The sequence below is a fragment of the uncultured Campylobacter sp. genome (assembly GCF_963517995.1).
Taxonomy (GTDB): Bacteria; Campylobacterota; Campylobacteria; order Campylobacterales; family Campylobacteraceae; genus Campylobacter_A.
In genome coordinates this window covers 1-16,653 of the sequence record NZ_CAUQHQ010000044.1, presented here as the reverse complement: position 1 = coordinate 16,653, position 16,653 = coordinate 1, and the positions used below count along the sequence as shown (strand labels likewise).

Genomic DNA, 16,653 nt, shown 5'->3' with positions numbered 1-16,653 from the left:
CCCCTTACGAGCACCGAACGTTATATGAAATGCGAAAGCATTGCGTATATACGGGTGGGATGTTTGATATAATAAAAGCTAATCTCATCAAAAGGAAAACAATGAAAAAAATCGTTTTAGCTGCGGTCGTTGCCGGGCTATCCTCTTTGAATTTGGCCGGCGCAGACGAGGATATAGCTAAATTTGAAGCCGGATGTAATGCTGGTATAGCGCAAGATTGCACGCGAGCCGGAGCATATTATTCAGATAAAAGCAGCCGAAGTAAAAATACCGACAAGCAAGCAAGAGAAATATCGGTAAAATTCTTAGAGAAAGCTTGCGAATTAAAAGACGGTAACGGTTGTTTGATTTTAGGAAGTACTTATATAGTTATATTTGAGGATAACGAAAAGGCTAAATTTTATACTGAAAAATCGTGTGATATGGATTACGGGGAGGGTTGTGAGGCCCTTGGACTACGGTATGAAAATGGAACTTACGGTTTTGCAATAGATAAAAAGAAAGCTAAATATTTTTATAATAAAGCTTGCAAATTAGGAGCTAAGTGGAGTTGCAAGTATGCGCAAGCGCTTTAAAGCGCTTGCGCTATCGGATTAAAATCCATTAAATTTTAGCTCTATATAGCCTTTTTCTCTATTGAGGATCTGGATGAGCACCGCATTGCCTAAAAAGCTTTTTCTAATCATGGCTCTTTCTCTGAGCAAGGTATCACTGGCTTGGGTAAGAATTTTCCCTGCGTCTTTTATATTTTGGTTAAATAGTATAAAATCTATAAAAGCCGCTATGCAATCTGATGGTGAAAATTTGCCATTGATAGATATACTGTCTAGCACTACCTTGGCTAACTCTTGAATTATCATGGATTTAGCTCATCGATTTTAGCTTGCCATTTTATGGATAGATTAGTGATCTTGTGCCAATCTTGTGGCGAAGTAATCTCCCTTGAACTCATTTTTTCCTCGATATCTTTAATCGATTTTATGTATTTGTTTTCAAAAACGTCTGACATTTTTTAGTCTCCTTAATTTTTTCTTGCATCTTGTCGTACGGTTTTTACTTTAGCAAGGGTTTTAGGCGTTTAGCGTTTGAATTATGAAAAAATAATTGGCAATACTAATACTTTCTTCAATATTATATCCTTATAAAATAGAAATTTAAGCTTTGATATCGATCGTTTTATTACTAAATTTGTAGCTGTCAGTTAAATTTATAAACGCCGTTTTTACTTCGTTTATGTCTAAATTTACGCCGTGTTGCTTTGACATTTTACTTAGAAATTCAAGCATTTCATTTAGTGTGTCTTTTGAAGTTTGAGCTACATTTTTGATAGTTTGCGTATCTAAATTTTGTTGCATAGCTTTTCGCTGTTCGAGTCTCGCTTTTTGGGCTCTTTCTTGCAGCTTTTTAAGCATCTCTTTAAAATCTTTATCCATTTGCTCGAATAAAATTTGTAAAGGGTCTTTTTGGGTGTCTGCCTCTTCTTTCTTGGATGTATTTTTAGCTCTTTGATTGATACTATCAAATGTGCGATGAAATTTTATAAATTCTTTCATTGGCTCACTGAGTGCGTTAAATTCTTCATCTGAAACTCTATCAGGGTCATGGTTTAAAAGCCAAAGCTGTATTTGCGTTCTATACTCATTAGGGCTAATATTTTTATCAAATCCATCCAGTATACCAAAATATGTTGTTTCTCCTTCAACTGCACCTAAATTTTTATTTAAGATTCCGATTAACAATCCGCCTTTTGTAATAGAGCCATCACTATTTGTGTATTTATCGCGGGTCGTATTGAAATTTATACCACTTGAAAGCTCTTCTTTGCCGCCACTATTGCTATCAAATATATCAGTTGATGGTTTAAGCTTATTGCCATTAGTGTAGTAGTTATATGTAGAGCTGTTGTAAAAAGTTGTCGTTATAGAGAAGGTATCTCCATTTTTCTTTGCGTCAAAGCTTGTTGCGCCAGACATATAGTCTGCTATTGTATTATATTTCTTAGTAATTTTTAGTGTTCTATCGTTGTATTCATAACCTTGTGGAAATTTTGAGATTTCGTCTATCGTAAAGCTCTCTTTTGAATTTAGTGTTTTTTCATCTACAAGCTGGGTCAAGATTTTATAGGCATTTTCAACTGTCTTTGCAATGTCAATCGATTTAAATGATCTTGTAAAATCACCTTTATTAGTTCTTACGTTAACAAGTGATTTTATAGTATCCGAGTGGATCTTGTAATCATCTGGTATGCCTGCAGCTTTATTGAATTCGTTCGTAAAGTAGCCATCCTTATCGACCTTGTAGCCTAAAATACTATCATTAGTATCGACAATATCACTGTTTTGAATTTTACTCTCAGTAACTGAAATATTTGAAACAATAGTTTGAGTGCTATTTGATATTTTCATAACTAAATCCTTTAAAGGTTGCTACTAAAGCACCTAGAAGTGCCACTTTAAAAACTTTTAACATCGTGTCTCCTTTATAAGAATTGTTATTAAAATGGATTATAACATGTTCTTTTAAAAATTTAACCATTATTGATAAACAATTATTACACCAGTATTCAATTTATTCCTAAGAGCTCGAATATATCGATTATTTGGATCTTAAAATTATATATCTTTAAATTAGATTTATAAGCCATTTTATTTTAACCCTTTTTCCCAGCTATCCAAGATCCTTTTCATCTGTGTGATCTTATCTTGCTCGTTTTGCCACTGATCTAAATCTAAAGACTGCCTCTTTTCGGTATCTGCCATAAAGATTAGAGCCTTATAAATTCCACCAAGCAACCGCTTCATAAATTCTTTTTTCCCTAGCACCGCAAACAACGTTTGCTTTTCACTAAAAGCAGTAAAATATGGTCTGCTATCAGCTTCTATCTTTGTGATCCTAAAAATTTCGCCCTTAGATCGAGGCTCATCAGATATGGAATAGTAAAAACCATAAAAGACACTAGGATCTTGACCTGATCTTTTGTATCTTTGCTCCAAATATTTCATTATCTGGTTTGCCTGTTTGTCAGTCTTATTCCCAAAATTTACCCTTATCCTGACAATCTTCTTGCCTTGTTTTTCGATCGGTTCGATACTATAAATTTCAAGATCGCTTTTAGCATTGATCTCTTTAACAGCAGGCATTAATACAAATCGACTAATATCTGTAAAATCTTTATAGCTTTTTGGTAAAACAAGCATTTTTTTAAGTGCTTCGATCTCAATATCTCTATAAGAGAGCAGCCGATAGTCTTTTAACAGAGCATAAATTCTAATGGCATATTTACTCTCAAACTGCCTGATGTATTCGACCTGATGAATCTTTGTGTATTGGGTTAATTCTAGCAAAAAAGGCTTCATCTCATCGTTAAATCGGACTGTAATCGTGCGCACCTTTGGTTTAAATTTAAAAGAGCTAAAAATGCTATATGCCTCCCAGGTACCGTCAGGTCGCTCGATCTCAAATATCTGTTTAAGCAGCCCTCTGCATAGATCTTTGATATAGCTATCATTTGTCTCACTGAAACCAAGCTTTTTTACAAAATCATCAGATGAAATCTCGTATATTAAAAAATCCGTGTCGTCTTGCTTGACAAGTGTGCTGATCTGATAAAAAGCCTTTAGCTCATTTGCACTCATTTTTGCCCTAGCTGTGCTTATCACTGGGCTAGTTCTTGATTGATTACGAGTAAACCCCTTATCTAAGATTACAATATCATCATGTTCGGGCATTTTTATTCCTAAAAGCAAACTTAAAACATAGAAATCTTATCTATTCTAAGCTTAAAACCGAGTTAATAATATCTCTCTCGGTTTTCTCTTAAATTTAAAATCAAAAAACTCGGTTTTATATCATTATAACCCCCTAAAATACGGCTCTAGAAGCAACCGACAAATTCAAGACAAATTTACAATAAACAAATTCAGAGCAACAGATCTTTTTCGCAATTTTTACTCGATCATTGTTTCGGAATTCAAATCGGAACCGGGGCGTGTGTACGTGCTTGTGCTTACGCACTGCGCACCGCCCCCTTACCCCCTATTTCGCCTTGCTTATGCGCTAAAGCGCCGCAAGGCTGCTTCTTTTTAGTGGTGTAAAGGCTGCAATCCGTAAAAAACTACTAAATATGGTTAAAAATGCTATACTTTTGTGATACAATGTATTGCAAATACTTAAAAAGGATAGATAATGGCACAAATTAGTATAAGAGTAAAGGATGATGTCAAAAAAAATGCTGAACTCGTATGCGCCGAGATAGGAATGTCTGTATCGACGGCAATTAATATATTTTTAAAAAGACTAGGCAATGAAGGAAGGATCCCGTTTGAGATCGGTATAAACGATCCGTTCTATAAAAAAGACAATATCGAGTACTTAGAGCAAAAGATGGCTAAATTTAAAGCTGGCAAGTTAAATTTTAATAGCCACGAGCTAATAGGAGAGTAGCCTTGCAAATTTTATGGGATGATGATGCATGGCAAGAATACTTATCTTGGCAAACCCAAGACAAGCAGATTTTAAAAAAGATAAACGAGTTAATCAAGGATATAAGCGCAAACCCATTTGATGGCATAGGTAAACCAGAAGCCTTAAAAGGAAATCTAAGCGGCTTTTATAGCAGACGCATTAATCACGAACATAGACTGGTTTATGCCATAAAAGATGATAAGATTTATATTATCTCTTGTAAAGGGCATTATAAATGACTGATGATTTCTTTTGAGTGTATTTTTAAAAACCGCGTATAAACCTCTCAAATTTGGCCTACAATCAATTTTAACGGTTATATACTCTAACGCGTAAAATTGATTGTAGGGCTTCCTAAGCCTCTTAAAACTCCGTATAGTGTTTCGTAATCTCCTCTCTACTATGCCCCATGTCTAAAGAGGTTTGAGATAAAGCTTCTAAGAGCGAGGCTATCTCAATACGGTATGCTAAAGATTCAAAGCCTAAGACAAGAAGGCGAAAGGGTCATCATAAAAATTTTTAATCCAGATGACGGATATAGTAGCGAACAAACGTTTGATAGCTTAAAACATTTTAAGAATTACTTCAAGAAATATGAAGCATAAATATTTTTAATAAAATCCATTATAAAAATATAAGATTTACACCAAACTTAGTAGCCACCGTATCTGCAAAAAATATCCGATAAAATGTTAGAAAAGTAATACTATAATTCAAGAAAAACTAAGCGATTTTATATAAATTTTTAAGCGTCCATCCGCTATAATTTGCCCTGTAATTCGGAACTAAGGCTACTTTATACATTCAGTTGGCTCTAAAAGCTCACCAAGTGGGAACAGGGCTAAAAATCAACATAAAATAATATTTCTTAAACATTGTTTTTAAGTGTTTTTACCCCCAAAGGGATACTTATGCTTAAAAATTTGGCTTGAGTTTTAGGCGAGTAGCCTTTTAGTTTGAATTACAAATTTGAGTGTATTTTTTAGACCCCTTTTGTTCCGAATTACACCAAAACAAAAGGAGTTGTTGAATGAGAAAAACAATTATAGCATTTTTAGTTGCACTTGCTACCTTGCTTACAGTAGGTTGCAGTGCCTTAGTCAGTGTAGGTCATAGTAATACCAACACTATAAACAAAACAGAGAATAAAAAATAAACAAAGGGATAAAAAATGAATGGTTATGAAAATTTAACTGATGGACAAAAACAGCTTTGCTACGAAGTTATATCTAGGCTTTTAGGGCTTAGGGCAGATGTAACAATGGAGAGAATTACCCCAAGAGTTGCCAAAAAGGTAGAAGAGTATATCAACGAAACAACGCAATGCTCTGATAGGATAAAAAACTATATTGCTGGCTTCTTGTTCCTTTTACCTCAAGGCGTGCTTGTTAAGTTTGTAGAAAGCGTCCAAGATGCAATAGATCAAATTAATGAGATCGAAGGAGAGGTAAGAAAACTAAATATTATCTTTGCTCCTTGCTATTTTGCCACGCGCAGAAAATATGCTCAAGAAATCCAGTATATCTTCTTTGATGAAGGTATAGGCGGAATTTTTTAAGTAATCTTTCTATATAATCCAAAAGGGCATGTAATCCCTTTTGGATTTATTAAAGGCTTGGAGTAATCGATGGAAGAAATAAAGCGTATTCTAGTGTTAATCGCCCAGTTATTTCTTATAAATCTAAGAGGTAAATTTAGAAATCCTGATTTTGATTTTGTAAATTTACCTTTTTATAAATATATTCTTATTGTTGTCATTATAGCCATAATATGCCTTGCAAAATATATGCTGGATAGAATATATTATTAAGAAAAATCCTATACCACAGCAATATCTAATTTTTTATCCACGCAATCATTTAAAAAATACTAATTAACGTTTGATATAGGACACCTTTTCTATTAGCCATATCTTTGAAATAATCAATTGCTCTGCCGTTTAAATTTATAGTTATTTGCCTCTTTAGATTTTTATCTACATATGGATTTCTAATACCCTTAGAGAAGTCGATTTCTTTATCCATATATCAATTCTAAAAAAATTAGGTATTTTTTACCACTCTTATGCCACACATAGGCATATAGCCTTATATTTTTCTGCGAGCTTGCTGAGCAGAAAAACAAATTATCGCCTAAAGATTAAGAGCTTGCGACTAATCTTTAAGGTGGATAATTTGCAAATTATCCACCTTTTCGACAAGCTCAAAGGTAATAATTTGCTTTTTAGCGATATAAATGTTATAATTTTGGCAAGCCAAATTAAATAAAATCGCTAAAAAGGAATACGATGCAAACGCAAATAAATTACGCGAAATACGAAACAATGACGCGTAGAGCACTATTTAATTCGCTAGAGCGAGAGGAAAAAAAATTAAGCTCGATCCAAGAGCTCTTGCGCCAACAATCAGAGCTAATTAGCTATCTAAAAGCAAAAGTAAAAAGCAAGATCGACGAGCCTAAAAGCTACAAACTTTCAGAAGCCCCGTCCATTAAAAAGCTAGATGCAGAATTTGAAAAACTATCGCAAGCGGAACAGGAGGCGATCAGGGCGGAAGTTATAGCCCAGATGGGCTCTGATAATGTATAAAATCGCGCTCAAGCGTTCTGCCGATAAAGAGCTAACCAAAATTTCAAAAAGCGATCCGAAAGCGGCCTTAAAAATTCGTACGTTTTTAAGGGAGCTTGAAAAACTTCAAAATCCATTCGCCGTTAATAACATCGAAAAAATGCAAGGCTATGAAAATAGCTGGCGTTGGTGCGTCGGTATTCATTGCCGAGTTATAGGACTGAAACAAGATGAAATTTTAACGATTGAAATTATCGAGATTTCAACGAGAGAGGGCGCGCATTAACGTAAATGGGTCAAATCTCAAGCATAAATTTTAAAAAGTCCTTTGCTATAAATGCCGAACACAACGATCGCACCTTACCCCCAAGCTATCTGATCGATAACGAAAAAGGAGCTGAGTGTAATAGATCCGCCGAAAAAGCAAGGGAATTAAAAAATCAAATCATAAGCGAAGCAAAAGAGGCTTATACGAGGCGCACCGGGCAAAGATTTCAAGCTAAATCTTACGAGTGGAGCGCGGTTTGCAATATAAAACCAGATACTACGATTGAGAATTTAGAAGTCTTAGCTAAGCACTTTAACGACAAATACGGTTTTCAGTGCTACCAAATCGCCATACACAGGGACGAGGGGCATATCGACGAGAACGGCGAAAAACAAATCAACCACCATGCGCACCTAGAATTTATCACGCTCGATAAAGAGAGCGGAAAAAATAACTACCGTAGAGAGCTTATCACTCCTAATGTTTTGCGAAGAATTCAAACCGAAACCGCCGAGGTTTTGCAAATGCAAAGAGGACAAGACAAACGCTTAAGCGGAGCCGAACGCATAGAGCCGCGCAAATACGCCAAGCAAAAAGAGGCCGAGAAAGCTGCAAGAAGTCTATCGAAAAAGGCGACGGAAAAAGCGGCTATCGAAGTCATAAAAGCAACCTACGAAAACGAAGAAAAGCTATTAAACGACAAAGAAAAATCCGAATATCTCGAACGACTCCGCAAGCAATACAAAGACAAGGGGCTTTCGGCCGAGTTTTTTAGAGAGCTAGGAGCGCTCAAAAAAGATAAAGAGGCTAAATACACGCAAAAAGAACTAGATGAAGCCATACAAAAAGCCGTAGAAGCCGACAGAGAAAAACAAAAACCGATCAACCGCCAAAAATTCGAGCAGCAAACCGAAAAAGAGCTAAAATCATACGCGCAGACAACAGGGCAAAAGCCGGCTATATCGCCGTTTATTCAGGGCTTGATCGCTTTTTTGCCAAAAGACGGCGAGAGAATCAAACAACTAGAAAAGGCGCTTAAAGACGAGCAAGAGAAATTTAAAAATTTTAAAGAAAAGAGAGGCGGGCAAATCTTTAAAGTCGCCTATGAACTCGAGATTCCTGCCGAGAAGCTTAAGACTTTCAAAGACTTTGACGAACAAATTTTAAAAGCTATCTACGATCTAAAAACTCAAAACAATACTCTTAAAACGCAAATAGATATCGCCTTGGCGTATAGTCCAAATACATACGCCAAAGAGCTAGAAAAAATGCGACAAAAACGCCGTAAAACAGCCGTCATTCTCAGCAAAACTAGAAGCGAACTAAGGGAATCTCAAGATCGAGTCCAAAATCTTTTAGAGGAATGTCAAAAATACGAACTTTCGATAGCAAAAGCCTTGGAAAAAGCAGAAGAATGGAAAGAAAAGGCAGAAAAATTTCAAGATGATTTACTTGCTATCGAAAGAAAGCCGATTCAAATTAAAGACCCGACCGTAGACATGGTGGAGATAGAAAATCCGCTTAAAAAGAAACCTTCTAAACAAGATCCGGACTTTGATCGATAGCTAAATGCTAATGAAAATGTTTGTTTTAAATAGTAAAACATCAAAAGCTCCTTTTTAACGATGATCTGTAAAGGGCAAAACTCTTGCTTTAAGTTTTGATAGCTTAAATGGGCAAAATTTGTTTAAGTTTTGGCATAAAATTTTGCTTTTCGATGGGTTTTTTAAAGTACTAAGACCAGGCAAAAAACGATAAAAATTAATATTGAAAATTAATAACCACCTAAGCTACTATTCGATAAGATTCAGCATACTTCGAGGGGTGGACTAGACGCCCGTTGTAGGATAAAATTTGTCCTTCATTTTCTATTCTTTACAAATTTAATAAAAACGCTTTTAAAAAACTTTTTCGTAAAATCTTTCATCTCCACTATGAAGTCGGTCATAAGTCTAAAAAGCCAAGAGTCGGCGTTGCAGCAAAAGGACGAAAAAGTAGGAGAGAATAACAAAGAGTTAGATATTGCTAAATAAGTTGTTTTATAATAAATAACGGTATTTTATGTATATATATGATTATATATTATATAATAGTATTAATTATAATGTTATAATTTTCTACCGGATTTTTACCATTTAGTAAAATGTTTTGGTTGGGTTATGCGGTAACTCTATAGTCTTAGACTATAGAGAACCAAGTATGTTATTATAGATCTGGATCGCTGGGATCTATAGCATTTCTATCTTTTGGGAAGACTGAGGCCAATATATCAAGATGCTCCAATAGCTCTTGCTTAATATACTCATTCTGCATTGGATCAAGCTGAATTATTATTCCTTCCTTGCGCGCCATCTTTATTGCCGGAATAAAATCACTGTCGGCTGTTATGAGAATAATTTTTTCAACTTGTTTTTTACTTGCTATTGTAGCCATATCCAAGCCTATTTTCATATCTACGCCTTTTTGTTTTATATCAAGCGTAAAATGATCGTCTGTTAGATCTGATATAGCAAGTTTATTGTTTAACAATTTTTTGAGAGTTCTGTGGTCTTTAAATTTCCATTCGACAAAATTTGCATCAAAACTCCCGAGCCTTACAGCACAGTATGGTTGTTGTTTTAAATTTTCTAACAAAGCCTTTCTAAATTTAAAGGTATTTGTTTCTCTTAACCTAATCTGTCTTTTACTGATTGGATATGTTGTATCTTTGTCTAATGGTTCGCAGTCATAAATATATATTCTATATAAATAGTCGCTGTTTTTCATAACAGACTTATAAACATAATGCCTAATGCGCCTAGCCATCTCTATAGGATCAGCAATATCAAAAATAGTATTATATCGCTTGAGAAAAAATGACAGGTCAACTAGTACCGCAGTTTTTAATGGCCTAAATATTGAGTTAAAAGAGGTTTTGGAATTAGAATTTGATTGCATTTTTGCATCTTTTCTGGTATTAAGATCGTATTATTAACTTAGATTTATAGTACTAAGGACGCTTCCTCAACAATAATATGAGACGTCCCTAGTACAAATATTGAAGTAAGTATATTATCTTTTTTTAAATTTGTCAAGCTTTTTAAGTTTAAAATAAGATTTCACTGTTTATCCACAAAATCTTAAAGTAAAATAAATATATACCTTAAGGTTCTTAGTCTAAAAACAACTATTTATAGCCATTATAATAGCCCAAAAACAGAATATCGCTATTCTTTACATTGAAAATTATGGTTTATTGTTCAAAAAAGCTAGTTTTTAATATATTGTATTTTTACAAATATCTATACTAAATATTATGTTTATTTTCTATTTAACATATCTTAATATAATAATTAAAAAATTTAAGAAGGAGACATTATGTCGATCTATAAAAAAGTATGTGATGCGCTAGGTATAAGTAGAAAGGAGCTGGCTGATAAGTTAGGAATTTCAAAAGCGACAATAGATAGCTGGAGCGACAGCTCAAGGATTTCCAATACTGCTCAAGTTGCACTAGAACTAATGATTGAAAATCATAGCTTATCAAATATTGTCGGCAAAATTCAAGAGGCGCAAAAGGCATTTAATGAATATAATACCGGCAATATTTTGCAAAGCGCTTCAGATGATCATAAAAAGCTTGTAGAAAGAATGAAGCATATTTTATCTGAATTTAAGCTCACAACAATCACTGCTGCAAAGAAGATGAATGAGCTCGGTTTTGAAAGATTAGATAAAATCATGACTTTTAAAAAATATCCTGATTTTGAATTTCTTGAAAAATTTATTTCGACATTTCAAATATTAGACGTTTGGTTATTAGAGGGTAAATTTGCGCCATTTGATATAAAATTTATACAATCGCACTCCCTTAAACAACTTACTGACGAGATAAATGAATTCTTAAAAATATATATAGTCCACTCATCAGATAATGAGACTTATACAAAAATCGTTGCTATGAATAAAAAAGGGCAGTATGATTTTTATGATAATGATTTTTGTATAGGAAAAAATTTCATAATGAGCGGCATCGAATGCGGAGACCTATTAAGTTTATATGATTTTTATAAGGCAAACAAATACCGTATAGAGCTAGTTCAGCTTGAAAGAGAAGAATATGATAAGTTATTTTCAAGAGACTATTATGCGGCAAATATATTAAAGTATCATAAGCATTCTTATATGTTAGATGATTTATTTGATTTAAATACAGACAACTCAAGCAAGTATGAAGATTTCTACCAAGAATGTATAGATATTATAAAGTATCAATTGGAGATTAGAAAAAAAAATAAAAATAATTAACTATATTTTTTTAATTAATACTTGTTTTTTGGCATAAATAAAAAACTGTGCTTTTTATAAAATGGCTCAATGGTTCTTTCTTTAACGATTCTGAATTATTTTATATCAAGAATACTTTTTATTGTTTCAATAACCTCATTTTCTTTATGTTTCTCAAGCAGCTCTAGCAGCTGGTAAAGGTCAAATTTGGAAAAAGAGTTAAGAGGATGAACGAGCTTGGCCAAAGCGTGTATGATCAAATAGTGGTGGAAAAGACGGCCTTTAAAAAGAAATGGGACGCTTCTATCCTAGGTCGCGCCGAAAAGAAACTCGAGCCCTTAGTCAAATTTAGCAAATCGCAATTTAAAACCATAGACGACAGCGCAGCCATAGGTTAAAGAGCTCGGCCGATGTAAATATTGCTCCGACGTTGCAGCAAAGTAGATCGGGCAAGGAACTCTTGAGGGACGACAGAGACAAAAAAGAAAGAGACGAAATTTAAACTTTATTATTATAAAGAACAGTATTTTAACATAATTAAGGGCAATATAAGATACTTTAAATTAGAATATACTAATTTATTTTAAAGTATATTAAAGTAAAATATCTTATGATTTATAAGGACAAAAAATGAAAATAGCCGTGATCAACAAGAAGGGCGGCGTAGGAAAGACGCCGTTTGCTTTTAGTATTGCAAAGGATTTAGGATACTTCTTGCAGTCAAACGATAAATCGTGTATAGAAAACATTTATCCCAAAAAGGCTAAAATTTTAGATAAAGTCCAAAGCATAGACGATTGCGTTTATGATTTTGGAGGATTCGTCGCAGGAGGCGTCCTGGATATTTTAAGGGGCTGCAAAGCTATCATAGTGCCTTGCACACCTTCTTATAACGCCGTATTGAGAACTGTTGAAACTATCGAGGAGATCTCGCACATCAATCAAAATATCGTTTTAATAGCTACAAACTACAAGGACGACAAGGAGTTAGAGTTTCTAAATTCTAACCTAAAGAACAGATTTCAAAATATCCCGATGTTTTATTTTAAGAACTCTAAAATAGTAAATAACGCTATTAATACCGGACTATCGTTTGCGGAGCTTTATAATGAAAACGCTTTATCGCAAAGAAGCTACCAGGCATTCTTCGACGAATATCAATCGCTACTTACGAAATTGAAAGGATAAACTATGGCAAAAAATATGGAATTAGACATAGATTCGGTCTTAAAAGGAACCGGGGCTAACCGCACGTTCAGCTCGGAGGATAAAAAAGAGAGGATGGGTAGGCCTAGGCTTGAAGAGGCTGATAAAGCCAATAAGCGTATAACCCTATATTGCACCGAGGCCGAATATAATTTTATAGAGGAATATTGCAAGAAAAATTTCATCAGCAAAAACTTATTCCTACGCTCGCTAATCAACAAAAAAATGGATACGGAGGAATAAAATTTAAGTTCGTAGGGCAAGTTGCGGCTCTTGCCCCCCTCCATTTTACCTATCCTCAATATCTTTACCTTTTGCAATATCGCCTCGTCTAATCGCTGGTTTATAGCATCCATTTGAGCTAAATTTGCTTCGCTGAATAAATTATCGCCGCTCTCGTTCCACTCTCTTTTACGTTTTGCATACTTTAGCCTTTTTATAAAATCGCTTAACTAAAATACTTGCTGTTATTTTAGTATATTGAAGTTTAAGATATACTTATTTATTATTAATAATATTAAATAAGTATAGATAGAGTATTTTAACTAAGCGTATTATCTTTCTTTAGTATCTTGTTGAATTTGCTTGCCTCGCTCTTGCCCAGCTTGGTTTCTATGAGATAATCGGTATAATCAAAGCCTTTTTTGATCGGTTGTGGCCAGCCCAGTTTTTTAAATATTCTCTCCCAGTCGATTATCTCTATATTTATACAAATGCCCGTTAGCTGCTGTTTTACGGCCCTTGCGCCGTTTGCTCCGGCTTCGTCGTGATCGTAGCATATCGTCATGTTCGTATATTTGAATAAATTTAAATACCTATCCTCTACTTTTGCGCCTGTCGATCTCAAGGTAACCGTTCTTAAACCCTTAGCCAAGGCGTTAAGGCAATCTTTTTCGCCTTCCATTAAAAATACGGACGCTTGCGGATCGTTTCTGTATGATACTAGGTTGGCCATATTAAATGGGCAACGTCTCCTATTTTTTGAAAACATGAGCTTTTGCAGTTGGATCATGTTCCCGTCTTGACCCACAAAAGGGACGGGCTTTTTAGCGACCCCAATCGTCTCTAGTTGGATCTTTTTTGTTTTGAAGCGGTAAAACGTACTCTACCGTATCTACGGTCGGGTCCTTTTTCGGATTTTTTACTATTTGAGCATCAAAAGCAGCATAGTGCTTTTCTTCTAATTTATCGTATTCGTCTTGTAAGTCTATAAGCTTATTTTTGTATTTTTGACATTCCTCTAAAAGATTTTGGACTCGATCTTGAGACTCCCTTAGTTCGCTTCTAGTTTTGCTGAGAAGGACGGCTGTTTTACGGCGTTTTTGCTGCATTTTTTCAAGCTCTTCGACGCGCATATTTAAACCGTATGCCATAGCGATATTCATTTGCATTGCAGCCGCCGTTAAAATATTATACGTTCCGTTTAATTTTGCAATTTCGATCTTGCCATGAGGACGCACTACCCCATCTGGAGCAGGTTTTAAATTTAATCCCCCAATAGTCTCCACAGCACTTTTTGAAAAATCGCTTTTCACGGCGTCTAAAAACGCTGATATTTGCTCCTCGAGGTTTTCTACGGTCAACTTCTCCTTGAGTTTGAGTTTATCTTTGACTGCACTTAAAATGTCCTCTAGCTGTGCATACTCTTTTCTGGTTGCGGACATACTCCTCAGAGCCTCTCGCACCTCTTGATTTATAGTTTTTAGCTTTGCTAAAGTAAGCTTCTCGACCACTTTTTTCGTAGCTTCCGGAACGCTAGCAGTCATAATAGCTAAAGCTTCTGGATCTTTAACAAGCCGCTTATAGATCCGCGATGGTATATTTTTTCTATTCGGGTTTGGCGTGCCGCGCTGCAATCCCAGTATATTGGCTACTTGGGTCTGTAGTTGTTTAAATTCAAACTTTTTTCTAAACTTTTGACGGTAGATAGACTTTCCGTTTTCAGGATCCAAGACGCAGAAACGAATATGGCCATGAATGTTGGCCACAAATTTAGTTGCGTTCCCCTGCTCGTCATATTCGTAATGCCCCTCGTCTCGATGAAGCGTGATTAATGTCGCACGGTATCCGAATTTTTCTTCTACGTATTTAGCTACTTTTTTTAGATCTTTTAGAGTATGGTGTTTTTTTAGATTAACCACGAGTTCTAAAAAGCAATGTTTGGTCTTAAATTTTTGACCGTATGTTTCGTAATACTTATCCCTTGCCTCCTCTTCTAGCCTTCTTTCTAATACGAGAGCATCTTTTGCGCTCATATTTGTCTCGTTTAGATGCTGAAATTCTACAAAACTAGATGCTGCTTTTGGGCCGACGCGCATATTATGAAACACGCCGTAACTTGTTCCCTTCTCAAATCTAGCATTTGCTAGAGTGCCATTATCTACATAGGGTATATTCACCTCGTCCTCCTTTTTCGCTAGCCCCCTTGTGGGGCAAGAAAAAGCGCATCTAGGTAGCCATTGGCTGCTTAGTACGCACTAAGCTACTAAAGTAGCAGTGCGGTCGAAACGTAGCCCACAAGGGGCATAACGTTTCGACGGATCTCAGAAGCCTATGCGCGCGTAAGCTTATATCCGTTTGTATACTCGACGGCTTCCGCTAGCTTATCTAGCTCTTTTTGGAGGCTCTTTTTTTTGCTATTTAACTCATCGATTTTAACTTGCCATTTTATGGATAGATTAGTGATCTTGTGCCAAGCTTGTGGCGAAGTAATCTCCCTTGAACTCATTTTTTCCTCGATATCTTTAATCGATTTTATGTATTTGTTTTCAAAAACGTCTGACATTTTTTAGTCTCCTTAATTTTTTCTTGCATCCTATCGTACGATTTTTATTTTTACAAGAGTTTTGGGTGTTCAGCGTTTGAATCATAAAAAATAGTTGGTTAAAAATTAAGTGTATGGGCTTATTTTAGGGAGTTGTGGGCTATTTTTATTCTAAAATAATATTTGTAAAAAAAGCTAGATTTTATAGCTATGTTAAGAAATCCGCATTAGCAGTTTAAAGATCATGGCAAATTACTCCTCTAAAAAAAAGCAGCCTTGCGGCGCTTTAGCGCATGAGCAAGGCAAAACAAGGGGTAAGGGGCTCTATTTACAAATTTAAACGTGGAATCGGCCGATATTTTATTTAAAATTCAAAGTTACGGATTTACGTATTTAATCCTAGCCTCTATCGTCGTAATGCTGGTAGAAAAATTATTCAAAAATATAAAAATAAAATCTTTTTTAAGATGGTTACAAATTCCCATCACGAGCCTAGCTTTTTGTAAACATTGTCATAAGTGCATTCTTTACCCTTAATCTCTATACGGTACCGACGATGGATACTTTACCTCACGTCTATTCTCCGTTTAGTAGGTTTGTAAAAATTGGGAAAACAGAAATCAACACCAGGGCATTTGAAAAAGAGGAAATCACTTTTTAGAAAATGAAATAAATTCCGGTAAAGATTCAAAAAGAGATCGAGCGCTTTTTTCTAAAAAAACGACTTTTACGAAAATAAAGCCGAATAATTTTAATGTTAATTATGATATATTATATTTCTATATTATAAATAGCAATACTTACATATTATAAATACTTTTATATTATAAAATAATATTATCTATTATAATATACATTATTTAGTAATAGCTAACCCTTTATTATTCTTTAAAATTACCTTTCACCCCTTTTAAGAGATACATATTTTTACCTTAAAAAATTGATGTTACCACTCTATATTTTATTTATGGCTCTCTTTAACTTAAAGCTTACACAAAGGGAGTAGTAAGTTACGATGAGAACTATGTTCTTAAAAGCTACAAGCGTAGCAAAGTAGAGCAGAACGGATCTAAATGAGTATGGTGTCTTGTGCTCAAGCTCTCTTTGAGAAAAGAGGCA

20 protein-coding genes are annotated in these 16,653 nt (G+C 34.8%); 12 read left to right on the top strand and 8 right to left on the bottom strand.

Features of this window, described 5'->3' with window-relative positions; translation table 11 throughout:
- The first annotated feature begins 101 nt into the window (after nt 1–101).
- Entirely contained in the window at nt 102–575 is a 474-nt protein-coding gene (locus tag RYL88_RS06180; protein ID WP_314989823.1) for a hypothetical protein, read from the top strand.
- Between the two features lie 18 nt (nt 576–593).
- Here RYL88_RS06180 and RYL88_RS06175 read toward each other — a convergent pair whose 3' ends face one another.
- The 4 genes from RYL88_RS06175 to RYL88_RS06160 all read right to left on the bottom strand — a co-directional run bounded on the left by RYL88_RS06175 (nt 594) and on the right by RYL88_RS06160 (nt 3,728).
- Nucleotides 594–860: a hypothetical protein gene (locus tag RYL88_RS06175; RefSeq protein ID WP_314989821.1), complete on the bottom strand. Its 267-nt coding sequence runs from the start codon at nt 858–860 to the stop codon at nt 594–596.
- Nucleotides 857–1,009, bottom strand: coding sequence for a hypothetical protein (locus RYL88_RS06170; RefSeq protein WP_314989819.1), 153 nt, complete (start codon nt 1,007–1,009; stop codon nt 857–859). The genes RYL88_RS06175 and RYL88_RS06170 overlap by 4 nt, the downstream gene beginning before the upstream one ends.
- A 145-nt stretch (nt 1,010–1,154) precedes the next feature.
- On the bottom strand, nt 1,155–2,405 hold the full coding sequence (locus tag RYL88_RS06165) for a Cj0814 family flagellar-dependent secreted protein (RefSeq protein ID WP_314989817.1): 1,251 nt from the start codon (nt 2,403–2,405) through the stop codon (nt 1,155–1,157).
- A 240-nt stretch (nt 2,406–2,645) separates the two neighbouring features.
- A complete protein-coding gene (locus RYL88_RS06160; RefSeq protein ID WP_314989815.1) occupies nt 2,646–3,728 on the bottom strand; it encodes a replication initiation protein in 1,083 nt (360 codons plus the stop codon).
- Between the two features lie 457 nt (nt 3,729–4,185).
- Here RYL88_RS06160 and RYL88_RS06155 point away from each other — a divergent pair, with 457 nt between their 5' ends.
- The 7 genes from RYL88_RS06155 (at nt 4,186) to RYL88_RS06125 (ending at nt 8,863) form a co-directional block, all read left to right on the top strand.
- Entirely contained in the window at nt 4,186–4,443 is a 258-nt protein-coding gene (locus RYL88_RS06155) for a type II toxin-antitoxin system RelB/DinJ family antitoxin (protein ID WP_314989814.1), read from the top strand.
- Nucleotides 4,444–4,445: 2 nt separating this feature from the next.
- On the top strand, nt 4,446–4,703 hold the full coding sequence (locus RYL88_RS06150) for a Txe/YoeB family addiction module toxin (protein WP_314989812.1): 258 nt from the start codon (nt 4,446–4,448) through the stop codon (nt 4,701–4,703).
- A gap of 791 nt (nt 4,704–5,494) precedes the next feature.
- Nucleotides 5,495–5,620, top strand: coding sequence for a hypothetical protein (locus tag RYL88_RS06145; RefSeq protein WP_314989809.1), 126 nt, complete (start codon nt 5,495–5,497; stop codon nt 5,618–5,620).
- A 15-nt stretch (nt 5,621–5,635) separates the two neighbouring features.
- The gene (locus RYL88_RS06140; protein ID WP_314989807.1) at nt 5,636–6,022 is read left to right on the top strand and encodes a hypothetical protein; all 387 of its coding nucleotides are present in this window, start codon (nt 5,636–5,638) and stop codon (nt 6,020–6,022) included.
- Nucleotides 6,023–6,751: 729 nt separating this feature from the next.
- Nucleotides 6,752–7,051 carry a hypothetical protein gene (locus RYL88_RS06135; RefSeq protein WP_314989806.1) on the top strand — a complete coding sequence of 100 codons (300 nt, stop codon included), beginning with the start codon at nt 6,752–6,754 and terminating at the stop codon, nt 7,049–7,051.
- Entirely contained in the window at nt 7,044–7,316 is a 273-nt protein-coding gene (locus RYL88_RS06130) for a hypothetical protein (RefSeq protein WP_314989802.1), read from the top strand. The genes RYL88_RS06135 and RYL88_RS06130 overlap by 8 nt, the downstream gene beginning before the upstream one ends.
- 5 nt (nt 7,317–7,321) lie before the next feature.
- Nucleotides 7,322–8,863 (top strand): mobilization protein, encoded by a 1,542-nt coding sequence (locus RYL88_RS06125; protein ID WP_314989799.1) that lies wholly within the window; start codon nt 7,322–7,324, stop codon nt 8,861–8,863.
- A 640-nt stretch (nt 8,864–9,503) separates the two neighbouring features.
- On the opposite strand, the gene RYL88_RS06120 is transcribed toward RYL88_RS06125, so the two are convergent.
- A complete protein-coding gene (locus RYL88_RS06120) occupies nt 9,504–10,235 on the bottom strand; it encodes an NYN domain-containing protein (protein WP_314989798.1) in 732 nt (243 codons plus the stop codon).
- Nucleotides 10,236–10,655: 420 nt separating this feature from the next.
- Here RYL88_RS06120 and RYL88_RS06115 point away from each other — a divergent pair, with 420 nt between their 5' ends.
- From RYL88_RS06115 to RYL88_RS06100, 4 genes are all read left to right on the top strand, one after another.
- On the top strand, nt 10,656–11,585 hold the full coding sequence (locus tag RYL88_RS06115; protein ID WP_314989796.1) for a helix-turn-helix domain-containing protein: 930 nt from the start codon (nt 10,656–10,658) through the stop codon (nt 11,583–11,585).
- Between the two features lie 206 nt (nt 11,586–11,791).
- Nucleotides 11,792–11,962, top strand: coding sequence for a hypothetical protein (locus RYL88_RS06110; RefSeq protein ID WP_314989794.1), 171 nt, complete (start codon nt 11,792–11,794; stop codon nt 11,960–11,962).
- A 232-nt stretch (nt 11,963–12,194) separates the two neighbouring features.
- Nucleotides 12,195–12,752 (top strand): hypothetical protein, encoded by a 558-nt coding sequence (locus RYL88_RS06105; RefSeq protein WP_314989793.1) that lies wholly within the window; start codon nt 12,195–12,197, stop codon nt 12,750–12,752.
- A gap of 3 nt (nt 12,753–12,755) precedes the next feature.
- Complete coding sequence (locus tag RYL88_RS06100; protein WP_314989792.1) at nt 12,756–13,013, top strand: hypothetical protein; 258 nt, start codon at nt 12,756–12,758, stop codon at nt 13,011–13,013.
- A 298-nt stretch (nt 13,014–13,311) separates the two neighbouring features.
- Here the strand turns inward: RYL88_RS06100 and RYL88_RS06095 are convergent, their stop codons facing one another.
- The 3 genes from RYL88_RS06095 to RYL88_RS06085 form a co-directional block, all read right to left on the bottom strand.
- Entirely contained in the window at nt 13,312–13,674 is a 363-nt protein-coding gene (locus RYL88_RS06095) for a toprim domain-containing protein (protein WP_314989825.1), read from the bottom strand.
- Nucleotides 13,675–13,816: 142 nt separating this feature from the next.
- Nucleotides 13,817–15,025: a hypothetical protein gene (locus tag RYL88_RS06090; RefSeq protein WP_314989790.1), complete on the bottom strand. Its 1,209-nt coding sequence runs from the start codon at nt 15,023–15,025 to the stop codon at nt 13,817–13,819.
- Between the two features lie 296 nt (nt 15,026–15,321).
- Entirely contained in the window at nt 15,322–15,555 is a 234-nt protein-coding gene (locus tag RYL88_RS06085; RefSeq protein ID WP_314989788.1) for a hypothetical protein, read from the bottom strand.
- Nucleotides 15,556–16,653 lie beyond the last annotated feature (1,098 nt).

Coding starts and splice junctions, on each gene's coding strand:
- RYL88_RS06180 (WP_314989823.1), top strand. CDS start 102: ATGAAAAAAATCGTTTTAGCTGCGGTCGTTGCCGGGCTATCCTCTTTG.
- RYL88_RS06175 (WP_314989821.1), bottom strand. CDS start 860: ATGATAATTCAAGAGTTAGCCAAGGTAGTGCTAGACAGTATATCTATC.
- RYL88_RS06170 (WP_314989819.1), bottom strand. CDS start 1,009: ATGTCAGACGTTTTTGAAAACAAATACATAAAATCGATTAAAGATATC.
- RYL88_RS06165 (WP_314989817.1), bottom strand. CDS start 2,405: ATGAAAATATCAAATAGCACTCAAACTATTGTTTCAAATATTTCAGTT.
- RYL88_RS06160 (WP_314989815.1), bottom strand. CDS start 3,728: ATGCCCGAACATGATGATATTGTAATCTTAGATAAGGGGTTTACTCGT.
- RYL88_RS06155 (WP_314989814.1), top strand. CDS start 4,186: ATGGCACAAATTAGTATAAGAGTAAAGGATGATGTCAAAAAAAATGCT.
- RYL88_RS06145 (WP_314989809.1), top strand. CDS start 5,495: ATGAGAAAAACAATTATAGCATTTTTAGTTGCACTTGCTACCTTGCTT.
- RYL88_RS06140 (WP_314989807.1), top strand. CDS start 5,636: ATGAATGGTTATGAAAATTTAACTGATGGACAAAAACAGCTTTGCTAC.
- RYL88_RS06135 (WP_314989806.1), top strand. CDS start 6,752: ATGCAAACGCAAATAAATTACGCGAAATACGAAACAATGACGCGTAGA.
- RYL88_RS06130 (WP_314989802.1), top strand. CDS start 7,044: ATGTATAAAATCGCGCTCAAGCGTTCTGCCGATAAAGAGCTAACCAAA.
- RYL88_RS06125 (WP_314989799.1), top strand. CDS start 7,322: ATGGGTCAAATCTCAAGCATAAATTTTAAAAAGTCCTTTGCTATAAAT.
- RYL88_RS06120 (WP_314989798.1), bottom strand. CDS start 10,235: ATGCAATCAAATTCTAATTCCAAAACCTCTTTTAACTCAATATTTAGG.
- RYL88_RS06115 (WP_314989796.1), top strand. CDS start 10,656: ATGTCGATCTATAAAAAAGTATGTGATGCGCTAGGTATAAGTAGAAAG.
- RYL88_RS06110 (WP_314989794.1), top strand. CDS start 11,792: ATGAACGAGCTTGGCCAAAGCGTGTATGATCAAATAGTGGTGGAAAAG.
- RYL88_RS06105 (WP_314989793.1), top strand. CDS start 12,195: ATGAAAATAGCCGTGATCAACAAGAAGGGCGGCGTAGGAAAGACGCCG.
- RYL88_RS06100 (WP_314989792.1), top strand. CDS start 12,756: ATGGCAAAAAATATGGAATTAGACATAGATTCGGTCTTAAAAGGAACC.
- RYL88_RS06095 (WP_314989825.1), bottom strand. CDS start 13,674: ATGGAAGGCGAAAAAGATTGCCTTAACGCCTTGGCTAAGGGTTTAAGA.
- RYL88_RS06090 (WP_314989790.1), bottom strand. CDS start 15,025: ATGAGCGCAAAAGATGCTCTCGTATTAGAAAGAAGGCTAGAAGAGGAG.
- RYL88_RS06085 (WP_314989788.1), bottom strand. CDS start 15,555: ATGTCAGACGTTTTTGAAAACAAATACATAAAATCGATTAAAGATATC.